The sequence below is a fragment of the Pedobacter sp. GW822-FHT03F06 genome, from assembly GCF_058801365.1.
On the sequence record NZ_JBXANE010000005.1, the window covers coordinates 342,619 to 354,985 of the forward strand.

12 protein-coding genes are annotated in these 12,367 nt (G+C 38.6%); 6 read left to right on the plus strand and 6 right to left on the minus strand.

Annotated elements, in window-relative coordinates:
* Window positions 1–161: 161 nt before the first annotated feature.
* The 4 genes from AC1RJ8_RS11175 to AC1RJ8_RS11190 are packed head-to-tail and all read right to left on the minus strand — an operon-like array spanning window position 162 to window position 4,132.
* Complete coding sequence (locus tag AC1RJ8_RS11175) at window positions 162–662, minus strand: phosphoglycerate mutase family protein (protein ID WP_492953877.1); 501 nt, start codon at window positions 660–662, stop codon at window positions 162–164.
* Between the two features lie 37 nt (window positions 663–699).
* Window positions 700–1,746: an aminotransferase class I/II-fold pyridoxal phosphate-dependent enzyme gene (locus AC1RJ8_RS11180; RefSeq protein ID WP_492953878.1), complete on the minus strand. Its 1,047-nt coding sequence runs from the start codon at window positions 1,744–1,746 to the stop codon at window positions 700–702.
* 1 nt (window position 1,747) lies between these two features.
* Complete coding sequence (locus tag AC1RJ8_RS11185) at window positions 1,748–2,773, minus strand: glycosyl hydrolase family 18 protein (protein ID WP_492953879.1); 1,026 nt, start codon at window positions 2,771–2,773, stop codon at window positions 1,748–1,750.
* Window positions 2,774–2,803: 30 nt separating this feature from the next.
* Window positions 2,804–4,132 (minus strand): D-alanyl-D-alanine carboxypeptidase, encoded by a 1,329-nt coding sequence (locus AC1RJ8_RS11190; protein ID WP_492953880.1) that lies wholly within the window; start codon window positions 4,130–4,132, stop codon window positions 2,804–2,806.
* A 210-nt stretch (window positions 4,133–4,342) separates the two neighbouring features.
* On the opposite strand from AC1RJ8_RS11190, the gene AC1RJ8_RS11195 reads away from it, so the two are divergent.
* From AC1RJ8_RS11195 to AC1RJ8_RS11220, 6 genes are all read left to right on the plus strand, one after another.
* Window positions 4,343–5,431: an aspartyl protease family protein gene (locus AC1RJ8_RS11195; protein WP_492953881.1), complete on the plus strand. Its 1,089-nt coding sequence runs from the start codon at window positions 4,343–4,345 to the stop codon at window positions 5,429–5,431.
* 91 nt (window positions 5,432–5,522) lie between these two features.
* The gene (locus tag AC1RJ8_RS11200; RefSeq protein ID WP_492953882.1) at window positions 5,523–8,039 is read left to right on the plus strand and encodes a zinc-dependent metalloprotease; all 2,517 of its coding nucleotides are present in this window, start codon (window positions 5,523–5,525) and stop codon (window positions 8,037–8,039) included.
* Window positions 8,040–8,383: 344 nt separating this feature from the next.
* Window positions 8,384–9,259, plus strand: coding sequence for a phosphodiester glycosidase family protein (locus tag AC1RJ8_RS11205; RefSeq protein WP_492953883.1), 876 nt, complete (start codon window positions 8,384–8,386; stop codon window positions 9,257–9,259).
* Window positions 9,260–9,328: 69 nt separating this feature from the next.
* The gene (locus tag AC1RJ8_RS11210) at window positions 9,329–10,255 is read left to right on the plus strand and encodes a hypothetical protein (RefSeq protein ID WP_492953884.1); all 927 of its coding nucleotides are present in this window, start codon (window positions 9,329–9,331) and stop codon (window positions 10,253–10,255) included.
* Between the two features lie 104 nt (window positions 10,256–10,359).
* Window positions 10,360–10,551: a cold-shock protein gene (locus tag AC1RJ8_RS11215; protein WP_025141747.1), complete on the plus strand. Its 192-nt coding sequence runs from the start codon at window positions 10,360–10,362 to the stop codon at window positions 10,549–10,551.
* 104 nt (window positions 10,552–10,655) lie between these two features.
* Window positions 10,656–11,183, plus strand: a complete 528-nt coding sequence (locus tag AC1RJ8_RS11220) for an RBBP9/YdeN family alpha/beta hydrolase (RefSeq protein WP_492953885.1) — start codon at window positions 10,656–10,658, stop codon at window positions 11,181–11,183.
* A 97-nt stretch (window positions 11,184–11,280) separates the two neighbouring features.
* Here AC1RJ8_RS11220 and AC1RJ8_RS11225 read toward each other — a convergent pair whose 3' ends face one another.
* Both AC1RJ8_RS11225 and AC1RJ8_RS11230 read right to left on the minus strand, forming a co-directional pair.
* Window positions 11,281–11,763, minus strand: coding sequence for an anti-sigma factor family protein (locus AC1RJ8_RS11225; protein WP_492953886.1), 483 nt, complete (start codon window positions 11,761–11,763; stop codon window positions 11,281–11,283).
* Window positions 11,760–12,341 (minus strand): RNA polymerase sigma factor, encoded by a 582-nt coding sequence (locus tag AC1RJ8_RS11230; protein WP_492953887.1) that lies wholly within the window; start codon window positions 12,339–12,341, stop codon window positions 11,760–11,762. Before AC1RJ8_RS11230 ends, AC1RJ8_RS11225 begins: the two co-directional genes overlap by 4 nt.
* Between the last annotated feature and the right edge of the window lie 26 nt (window positions 12,342–12,367).

Consider the following 12,367-nt stretch of genomic DNA (forward strand, 5'->3'; position numbering starts at 1 on the left):
ATAGTCATTAGTTCATTAGGCTGGGAGCATACCAAATTAGTTTCGTCATTTCGACTGGAACGCAGTGGAACGGAGAAATCTACCCTTTTCTCGGTGTAAGATGTTATCATCTTCTAAATTTAGCGCTCCAATTGTCAGGTGGTAACACCTTACCTCACAAACTATAAATGATGCGGCCTCCCGTATTGTTCCATTTTTACCTTCGCTTTATCCTCTTTTACAGCCAGTTCAAAAATGTAATCGTAATCATCATCTGTTAATTCCTCTTTAGGCTTTTTTCCACCAAGGGCTTCAATAATTTCGAGTACGGTATTAGAATGGCCTGCTACAATAATTGTTTTGCCAATATAATTGGTTTTAATGCTGTCTACAAGTGATTTAATGTCTTTATAATCGATTACCTTCGGAATCACCAATGAATCCAATGTTTGGTGCGTTCTTTTTGTCGGCGTGGCAAAAGCAACATCAAATTTTACCTTTTTTAAGTAAGTTGCTAAATCGCCTGCTCTTATTCTTCCTTCATCAGAGAGATTAGGGTTGGTATCCTGTGGGTTCGATTTATCTTTCTCCGCGTGCCTAACAATCCAAACATTAGTGGTTTGTGCAGAAATTACATTAGCAAAGAGAAGCGTTAACGACAGTAATACAAGCAGTTTTTTCATGTGATAAATATTCAAAAATTAATTGGATAAGGAAAGGTTAAAAATTTATAGCTGTTATCAGCCTTTCAATATCCTCTTTTTCATGCCAGGAGGAAAGCACTATACGATCTAAAGGCGCGTCGCTAGGATTTGGATAGGGAAAAGATGAAATTAAGATTTGCCTTTGCAGAAGGCGTTCTGAGAAATTAACATCGCCCAGCAAATATACAGAAAAACCATATTCGTATTTCCAGGTAAGATTTAAAGCAGATTCAAACATCAGCATGTTGTTTTTCAGTTTGTTTAACGCTCTGTTATATATTTCTTCGGCATGGATAAATGCATAAAGTGCGGCGGGGCTTGGTGGAGAAGCGCCAATAAACGAATTTGTACTTTTAAGTTTATCGATGATTTTATTTGAGGCCAACACAATACCAGCATCTACCCCCAATGCTTTTGCCATAGAGGCAACCACTACATTTTCGATGTTTTCTTGCTTGGGAAGATTCAAAACAGCCCCCATTCCATTGTTGTTTACGCCTATTCCATGTGAATCATCAACAACCAGCATTATATTTTTATCCATGTGGATTTCTTTTACAAAGCCGAAGTCATAAATTTCGGGCATTAGATTGTTCATCGAATTGCTGATCAAAACCCAATTTTTTTCTTCGGATACATTTATCCTTTCAATTGTTGCCTGTTCCCATGCTTTAAACGGCATTAAACTCCTGGTTTGATTTTCGGTTAACCAAAGCGAGGGGTGCGTAGCGGGGGCATAAATTACCTGGCCTGATTTCGATAAAGCTTTAACCGTAAGCTGTGCAGCTAAATATCCGCTTGAAGTAATTAGTGCGGCTTCTGCTCCGTAGCGTGCTGCAGCTACTTTTTCGGCATCATCATAAATGCCAAGCTGAATGTTGTTGGTACGGCTTGTTCCGTTATTTAAACCGAATTTTTTAATCCCTTCGATATACAGATTAATGAAGTCCTGATTTTTGGGAATGCCCAGGTATGCTGTTCCCCCAAAATATAAATAGGTGTTCCCCTCAATATTTATGTGATTAGAAAAAGGCTGATCAATCGACTTAAAGTTAGGCTTCATATTAATTGTAGTTTCTTCCAAGCTCATCATTTGCAGCACGGATAATAGATTTATCGCCATTGTCATCATGGTAGAATTCCCAGAACATGATTCCATTTGCAATATCTTTAGCGAGTTTAGCTTTTTTCTTGGTGGTTAGGGTTCCATTAAAGTAAAATTGAACGCCATCAATTGATGCATTATCTAAACTTACATCAGCCCCTGCCGTTACAAAATCGCGATAGGCCTTAGCCGAGTTACTGGCGTTTTTGCCGTAAGCCGGGATACCCAGAACGGCTTTCTCCTTTGGCATGCCGCGGGTACTTAACCAATAATTTAAACTGGCAACGGCCATATTATAGGATGCGTGTTGTATAGGCTCATTTTTATCCCAGCCAATGCCATCATACACCATAATATTAAAGAAATCTACAGCAGGGAAAACTTCCGATTTTAATCCATCCCGGATACTGCCGGCGTATACACCGGGGGTTATGGCCGCACTAAGGAATTTATGGTGTTTGTGCAGCGAATCTGAAAGCTCTTTCATAAGCAGCACGTAATTATCTGCCGATCCATCGCTGGTGCTTGGATATTCCCAATCCATATCTACGCCGTCCAGATTATTTGTTTTGGCAAAAGTTAGCACATTTTTTACAAACAGGTTTCTCGCCGTTGCAGATGCCGCCATGGTTACAAAAATACTTTTCGTACCAGATATCGAAATGCCTGTTTTTACGCCATTTGCTCTTGCTTTTTGCATTACTGTTGTAAATCGGCCGGGCTGTTCCAACGCAGCTAAACTTCCATCGGCATTGGGATTTAGAAAAGCATAAAAGAGGTGCGTTATCATTTTGAACTTCGAATCGGCAACACTGGCTGGATCTCGGTAACTTGGAAAATAGCTAACAATTTTAAAGCTATTGTCGGGTATATATGGTGTAGTAGGGGTAGGAGGGCCAGTTGGATCGGTTATGGGGTCATTTTTCTTACAAGAGGATATGATAAGCAGGGTAGAAATGCCGATAAATAAGTTGAATTTTTTCATAGGTTAGGTATTTTTTGATGCTACATATGCTTAAAAAGTATTGTGTATATAAGTGATTATCCTCACCATTTCTGCACGTACCTCGGCAGTTGGTTTTACAAAGCTGTTGTTCATGAAAGAATAAATATACGTTTTACCCTTTTTTGTGAGTACATATCCACTTTGATTATGAACACCCCCGAGCGAACCTGTTTTTCCGAAAACAAAGGGTTTGTCGGTTTTGGGGTAAGCGTTCTTTAAAGTACCGCTTTTACCACCTGCAGGTAACAGACTAAACAGCTTTTCCGGATTGTTTACCAACCTGTAAATTGAATCAAGGAGGTATACATTATCACGCGGCGTAAATAAATTCTGACGGGACAAACCAGATCCATCAGCCCATTTTACTTTATCAGGCAGAAAAGAAAGGTAGTTTTTTGTAATGTAATCGATAGCTTTTGTTGTACTCAACGTATCGCCAATCTGGTTGGAGCAAACCAATAACAAATGTTCGGCGATAAAATTATCGCTGGGTAGCATCATGTGCTTTAAAACAGAATCACGTTTTGCGCCCCATAAAGTTTTAGCATACGATGGTATTTTTAAGTTTATAATGCTGACAGGTTTGTGCAGGGTATCTGCTAATATTTCGACAGTAGCCTGTACACTGGTTTTATATGGGTTTTGCTGATTGTAGCCTGGTTGCACTGAAACGGCGGGATAATGAAAGCGATTGCTTAAAAAATCTCTGCTTACCTGAAAGCTGCCCGTCTTTTTTGTAGAATCTATTTCGAAACAGGAGGCAAAAACCCGTGGTTCGATATTGATTTTATTTGAACTGGCATAAGTAGAAGTAACCATGTTATCCATAATTGGCATTTCGGTAATTTCTGGCTGATAATAATAATCGTAATCATCCCACGACCAGCCATCGCCAAAAAAACTGCCAGAATATCTTCCGGGAGAAAAGAATAGTTTTTTGTTCGAAGCCAAAAGAAAATTGTATGCCGATTTGTCTTTTACTGCAAACTGTAAAAAAGATGGATCGCCTGTACCCCAAAAAATCAATGAATCATTCTGTTCAATATATTTTAAAGCTGGCATCAAATCTGGCAGCATTTTTAAGCTCGCAAAAAAAGTATAAAGTTTGGTGTTAGATGCCGGGGTGAAATACTTATCGGCATCTTTCTGAAAAACCATTTTTTTATCTGCAGGATTGTAAAGGGCGAAGCCAACCTGATATTGTTTGATTACGGGCGAATTTTTAAATTCTTTAGCTACTTTTTTTGAAATGATTTTATTGGTTGAGCAACTTGTTAACAAACAAATAGATAGCGCAAATGCAAGAAAAATAAAATTATGATTTTTTAAGGGAAACATGTTCTAAATTTAAGGGACATAATTATCAACTAATTTATTAAATTTAGTTTAATGTTAACCAAATATAACCCCGATGTAATAATCTGTTTACGCAAACTAACAATTTGTGTGGGGTTGGTATTTCTTTTTTTTTCTGGGTTTGGCCAGGAATTCCTTTTTAAAAGAAACCGGCAAAAACAGTCAATTACTTTTAAGTGCATCAAAAACCTAATGGTTATCCCGGTGTATGTAAATGGTAAGGGGCCTTATGATTTTGTTCTTGATACAGGAGTTGGACCGATGATTATTACCGATCCATCGATTATCGATTCGTTAAATTTTAGTAAACTCCGTAAAATTAAAGTATCTGGTTTGGGTATTGAAACAGTTGAAGCCTATGTTTCTCAAAGTCTGGATGTTAAGGTAGGCAGTACGAGCATTAAGAATATACCAACAGCAATCTTAAAAGAAGATCTCTTTAACCTGTCGGGGCATTTGGGACTGAAAATTTACGGCTTGCTGGGCTTCAGTTTTTTTAACAGCTTTATTGTTGATATAAGATATAGTGAACATAGGCTGATTATTTATGATCACGATGCCAAAATTAAATACCGCGGCAAAAAAATACCCATTGAGATTGAGAATCAGAAACCCTATGTTTTAGGCACTGTTGATGTTCCTGGCGGTAAAACAGTTGAAGCCAGGTTTTTAATGGACACAGGCGCCAGCCATGCTTTGTCGCTCGAAATGCTCTATGGAACCGAATTCCCCCTACCTGAAAAAAAAATCAAGGCAAATTTAGGGATGAGCCTTAGCGGTCAGATTAAGGGATATGTTGGCCGTGTAGACAAGTTTAATGTAGGCGGCTATGTTTTTAAAGACGTTGTTGCAGGATTCCCTGATTTTAAGAGTATTGCAGATAAGATCGATTTATCCAAACGGAATGGTAATGTCGGAGCGGATTTGCTGCGGAAATTTAATATTCAGTTTAACTACCAGGGAGGTTTTATTTATGTTAAGCCTAATGGTTTAAGCAAAACCCCTTTCGAACACGATATGTTAGGTATGGTGCTTTACCTCGATCAGAAAGAGTATAAAAGAGTTCTGATTGGAGAAATAGACGAAAATAGTCCGGCAGAAAGAGCTGGATTATGCCCTGATGATGAAATTATTGCGGTAAATTTCAAAAGTGTAGATGCCTACTCTTTAAATGAACTTACTGAAATGTTTAAATCAAAAGCAGATAGAAATGTAATTTTTGAGATTTTTAGGGATAATCAAGTCTTTTTTAAAGTAGTTCGCCTTGAAAAGAGGATCTGAAAAGCGTAATTTTCCAGTTACAAAAGAATTGTCGTGTAACAAGGTTCTAACTTTAACCTCTTATTGCCAAGCAAACTAACTTTTTATACACATGAAGAAAAACTTTAAGATACTTGCCCTCGCAGGTATCGTAGTACTTGGTGTAGCCGGATCAGGTTCGGTATATGCCCAGAAAAAATCTAAAACGACAAAAGGGGCTACCCCTGCGGCTCCAACTGCAGCCCCGGCAGCAGCACCCAAAAAAGAAGGAATTAAACCATTTTCTGAAGTAATTACAGCAAAAGCGAGAACAACCAACGGCTTATTCAAAACACACAAGGTAGACGATAAATGGTATTTTGAGATACCAGATTCGATGATCAACCGCGAAATGCTTGTGGTTACCCGATTGGCAAAAGTACCAGCAGGAGTAAAAGTTGGCAACCAGCAATATGGAGGTGAACAATTAAATGAGCAGGTATGGAAATGGGAGCGTAGAGGTAAACAGGTTTACATCCGCGTACCAAGCTATTCAACAAAGGCCGATCCAAACAGCGATATGTACGAATCGGTACAAAATTCTAATCTTGCACAGATCTTAGCCAGCTTTGAAATTAAAGCTTATAATAAAGATACAACAGGCGTTGTAATTGATGTGACCGATTTTTATAACGGAGATGTAATGGCCATTGGCGCTACCGACCAGATCCGTAAGGCTTATAAAGTTACGATGTACGATGCAACACGTTCTTATATCGATACGGTAAAAACTTTCCCGATTAACGTTGAAGTAAAAACAGCTAAAACTTACCGCGCAGCAGAATCTCCAACCGATAACAGTAATGGAGCGGTTACTTTCGAATTTAATACATCGATGTTATTATTGCCGAAAACCCCTGTAAAAGCCAGAATAATGGATAGCAGGGTTGGTTTTTTTGGCCAATCTCAAATTGATTATGGAAGCAACGCACAAAAGGCAGAGCGTACCGCTTACATTCACCGCTGGAATTTGGTTCCAAAGGATACCAACGCTTACAAACGTGGCGAATTGGTAGAGCCGGTAAAACCGATTGTAATTTACATAGATCCTGCTACGCCTAAAAAATGGGTGCCGTTTTTAATCCAGGGGATTAACGACTGGCAGGTAGCTTTTGAGGCGGCAGGTTTCAAAAATGCCATTATAGGTAAAGAGGCGCCAACACCTCAACAAGATCCTCAATTTAGCGTAGAAGATTCGAGATATTCGGTTGTTCGTTATTTTGCCTCAGATATTGCAAATGCTTACGGGCCACACATCAGCGATCCACGTACCGGGCAGATTCTAGAAACACACATTGGGTGGTATCATAATGTGATGAACCTGTTGCGTAACTGGTATTTTGTACAAACAGCGGCGATTAATCCTGAAGTACGTAAAGCTAAATTTACGGATGCGCAAATGGGCGAATTAATCCGTTTTGTTTCTTCACACGAAATAGGCCATACTCTAGGTTTGCCACACAACTTTGGCTCGAGCTATGCTTACCCGGTTGATTCATTACGTTCAAAAGCGTTTACAGATAAACATGGAACTGCACCATCTATTATGGATTACGCGCGTTTTAACTACATCGCTCAACCTGGTGATGGCGTAACCAAGCTTCACCCGCAAATTGGAGAATACGATAAATGGGTGGTGAAATGGGGATATTCTTGGATTCCTGGAAACAAAACCGCAGAACAGGAAAAAGAAATTTTAGACCAATGGACATTGAAAAACGCAGGTAATCCTTTGTATTTTTATGGTCGTCAGGGAACTTCATTAGATCCTCGTTTGCAGAGCGAAGATTTGGGCGACAACGCAATGAAAGCAAGTACTTATGGTATTGCCAACTTAAAACGTATTTTACCTAACGTAGAAAAATGGACCTATCAAAAAGGTAAGGACTATAGCGATTTAAAAGAAATCTACACCGAAATTGTTGGCCAGTTTAACCGTTACATGGGGCATGTGGCAACAAACGTGGGTGGATTAAGTGAAAACTTTAAAACCTACGAGCAAAAAGGGCCCGTTTATGCTTATTTGCCTAAAGCAAAACAAAAAGAAGCTGTTGCTTTCTTCAATCAACAATTATTTACTACCCCACTTTGGTTAATCAGCAATGATCAACTCAGTAAATTTGATAATGGAGTGTTGTTAAACCGCATTAAAAGTGTTCAAGCGAATACTTTAGGCAATTTATTATCTGCTTCGCGTATCGCTCGTTTGTTAGATAACGAAACTAAAAACGGTGCGGCAAAAGCATACACCTTACCTGAATTATTTACGGACTTGAGATCGTCGGTTTTTGTTGCAGGAAGAGCAGATGCCTTTAAACGTAATTTACAACGTGCTTATGTAGACCGTTTACAAGATTTAATGACCAAAGAAGCAGAACTTCCGGTTGGTTTCCCTGTAGATTATGCAGCAAGTTACGGTTTAACGCCAATCAATGTGGGTTTATCTGATATCAGACCACTTGTTAGAGCAGAGTTAAAAACCTTATTGGCGACCACAAAGGCTAGAGCAGCAGCAGGTGATGCCATTACCAAAGCACATTACGAAGATTTGAATATCAGAATTAAAGATATTTTAGATCCTAAGAAATAAAATGATGGAGGGGTTGAATTAGAGGATGATAGGGCGGGTGCACTATCCAAATTCAATAACTCACTCATTCAAAATTACAAAGCGGAGCAGATCATTAAATTGATTGCTCCGCTTTTTTTGTCCAAACCTCGCAGGACTTTTAATAAAGGGACGTCATCTCGACTGCAGTGAAACGGAATGGAGAGATCTATTGCAGCAGATTTAGCTTCGCTGAGCAATCGTGGTTCTCGGCTTCGTTGCACTTCGTTCGAAATGAAGAATCTATTTAGTACCCTTTGTATAATTTTTGATGCTTTAAGCTAAACACATAGCCATTTTTTAATTTTATGATTAAAACAGCTATTATGCTTAAAAGATTATTATTTGCCCTTACCTTATTTACATACAGTTTATCTGCTTTTGGCCAAAGTGCAGATTCGTTAACGATCGTAAAAACCAAATGGCAGAAAAACAGCGTTGCCAAACAGGTGGTTTTATACCGGCATCACTTCGACCAGAAAAATCTTTTCGCTGCAAACGAAAACATTTCGTTTTTAGAAATAAAAAATACAGGCCGGAAGGCGGTTTTTGCCATTGGGGCGGAAGAGAAGGAACTGATTACCACCAGTAATTTTGGATTACGCGATACTGCAATTGCTGCGGTAAATGGTAATTTCTTTGATGTGAAAAATGGAGGTTCGGTAGATTTTGTTCGCGTTAATGGAAAAACCATTAATGCCAACCGCTTGGATAAAAATGGAAAACGGGCAAGGCATCAGGAAGCAGCGGTTGTAATTGAGAATGGAAAAATTTCGATCCAAAAGTGGGACGGAACAAGCGATTGGGAAACAGAACTGACCGCTCAGGACGTTTTGTTAAATGGCCCCTTATTAACTTTAAATTATATTGATGAAAAGCTGGATACGACCGGATTTAGCCGCTTGCGCCATCCGCGTACCTGCCTGGGGATAAAGCCAAATGGGAGGGTAATTTTGTTAACTGTTGACGGAAGAAATGAAAACTCGGCAGGCATGAGTTTGTTTGAGCTAACCAAATTAATGCGTTGGCTAGGCTGTGCCAGTGCCCTAAATTTTGATGGCGGAGGCTCTACAACTTTGTGGGTAAACAGAATGCCTGATAATGGTATTGTCAACTATCCAACTGATAATAAAAAATGGGACCATGAAGGGCAGCGCAAAGTAGCTAACGTTATTTTGGTGAAAAAACAAGCACGGAGATAAACCTGTATCTATAACAGCATGTTTAGCTCTGGTTAAAAAAACTTATTTTAGCCAAAGATTTTTGTAGAAATGATTAAACATACCATATACTTTTTCTTTTTTGTGCTGATGCTCTCTGCCTGTAAGTTTGGCTCTAAAACCAGCGACCCAACTTTAAGGGATTTTACTTTCGAGCCAGTAAAAGGCATTCGTTATCAAGAGGTAAAACGCCGGTTTAAAAGTGGACTTTCTTTTAATAAGGAAGGTTTTATGCAAAAACCATCCTGGATCATTGAAGTGGTTAAAGAAGATACCATGTCGGCCTGGAGTCCACAGAAGCAAAGAATGCAAAAATTCTACATGCAGTACGATCACGGAAATGTATATAATTTTGCTGCGGAATTTTTTAAAGTAAAACACATCAGTAAAGATAGTTTGGTTTTTCAGCGGATTCAGGTTGATGGAAAAGTAATTGTTTCAGATGTCCGCTCGGATGTAAATATGACTTTTTACGCTCAGGATTATATTAAAAACAAATTGAAGGTCAAGGCTGCCGATCTGCAAAAACCAAGCAAGGCCGATACTGCTTTTATAGAGAAGCGTGCTGCCGAAGTTAATTTGAATAGCGATAGTGCTTTTGCGGCAACAGATCCGGTTCAGTTTATACCAAAAAGTAAAATTGTAAGGGTAGAAAAAATCAGCACGGTTGATCGGGCCAATAACAGGACAGAGGCCTACGACTATATGTTTCCGCAATATATTATCCGGATAGACCGGGCTTATAAAGATTTTGCTTACCAAGTTGCAGCGGTGATAGATTTTCAGGGAAGGATACATGTAAAAACAATTTATAACGTGCTTCCCGAGAATGTTGAAGCTAAAAAAAAGGTGGCTCAGGGGATAGCAGATATCTATGTTAGAAACCTTTTTGATGTGGCGCCCGGAACAACACTCGGGATTCCGCATAACAGTGAAATTACTTTAACAATAATTGGGAAGGCAATTAAAAAGCCTTAGTAATCTGCTATTTACAAAATTTTAACGTTAAAAAAATGTTAAAATTTATTTTGATTTTAAAAATTAAAACTTACCTTGCATACTTAATTTTAATATTTAATACAATGCAAGAAGGCACAGTAAAATTCTTCAATGTAACTAAAGGTTTTGGCTTTATCGTACCTGCAAATGGAGATAGCGAAATTTTTGTTCATTCAACAGGTCTTATCGACGAAATCCGTGAAAACGACAAAGTACAGTACGAAGTTGCTAACGGTAAAAAAGGCTTAAATGCCGTTAATGTGAAAGTAATTTAATTTATTTATCATATTTACAGAGAAGGCTGCTTTCTTGCGATGGCGGCCTTTTTTTGTTTTATTTTTCGCCGCCTCAATTTATTCAAGAGCTATTCTCACTTATTATGACCTACTACTTTATTGTTCCTGGTTTGGGTAATTCAGCCGCAGATCATTGGCAAACGCATTTCGAAAAATCTGGAGATCATTTTATCCGGATTAATCAGCGGGAATGGGATACACCCGCCAGCAAAGATTGGATTGAAACAATAGATCAGGCGGTTGCTGACTATAATTTGGCTGATGTGATTTTAATTGGCCATAGTTTAGGCTGTACCGCAATTGCCAACTGGGCAAAACAATATCAAAAGAAAATTAAAGGTGCATTATTGGTAGCACCAAGCGATTTGGAAGCGCCACGTTATACTTTCGATACGGTAGGTTTTGATCATGTACCTTTAGATAAAATAAACTTTAAAACCATAGTTGTGGCCAGTTCAAATGATGAATGGGTAACACTAGAAAGGGCTAAATTTTTTGCTGAAAATTGGGGCAGTGAATTTATTAATATCGGTAGTACGGGCCATATTAATGCCGATGCTGGTTTCGGTGAGTGGCCAGAGGGGTTAAAGATTTTAAAAACTTTGGGCTAATATTTACCTTGCTGAGTTCCCGCAGATTTCGGAAAAAGTGCAGATGAGCATAAATCTGCCTAAATCAATTTGATCTGCGGGGACAATTTAAGCGTTCTTACTTCTGCGCAACTTTCTTCCTTAAAAACTGGTCGAGAAAAATTAATCCGATCACCAGATCTGCAAAAAGAAAGGCATAAATAGTCGTGGGCGTAATGTATTTCTCTAATCTGAAATCGAAATTCACCTTCAAATCGAATTGAGGCATTTCGAGGTTGGCATTATAAAGCACATAACCCAATACGGCGAGTAGCGAGATCAGGAAAAAGCCTCCAATGCTGTAAATAATCTTTTTGTCGACCTTTGTTTTCATCGCTACCGGGGCAGGAGTTAAAGCAATACTTTCCATTACATTCCTGTTGAAAGACATAGAAGGCTCATCAAGATCGAGTTCATTAAAAACTAAATTAAGCTTTAAAAGGTCTTCATACTGCGATCTAACTTCAGCATCTAATGCAATTTTTTCTTCGATGGCTTTTTTTGAAGAATCATCCAAATTCCCATCAATATAATCCCAAAGTTGTTCTTCTATTGTATTCATAGTAACTCCTTTACTTCATCTTTTAACAAATATTGTAATTTTTCTTTAAGTCTTTGTCTGGCTCTGTGCAACTTTACTTTTATCGTGTTGGGTTCCATGTGCAGTGCTTCACCAATTTCTTCCAAGCTCTGTTCGCCTTTATAAAATAGGGTAATAATAGCCGCATCGTCTGGTAAAAGCTGGGTAATGGCAATATTTAAAAAAGCATGGCTATCCTGCCGCTCATAGTCATTTGCATTAAGGCTCGAGGTATGGTTTTCGAGCTGTAAAATGGTGCTTTCATCATGTATCGACGTAGTATCTAAACGGTTTTTCCTTAAAAAAGTCATCGCCGTAGTATAGGTTATCGTGTACAGCCAAGTACTAAATTTAGCTGTTTGTTTAAAGGTACCCAATGCTTTATAAGCTTTTACGAAGCAATCTTGCGCAATTTCTTCGGCATCTTCCCTGTTTTTCGAAAACCTTAAAGCAAGCGTAAATACAAATCGCTGATGGCGTTTTACCAACAAAGCATACTGATCGGTTTCACCGTTCAATACCTGTTGGATCAGCTCTAAATCTGTAGGTTTTTGCTCCATGTTTAGCTGTAAGACTACATTAAAGA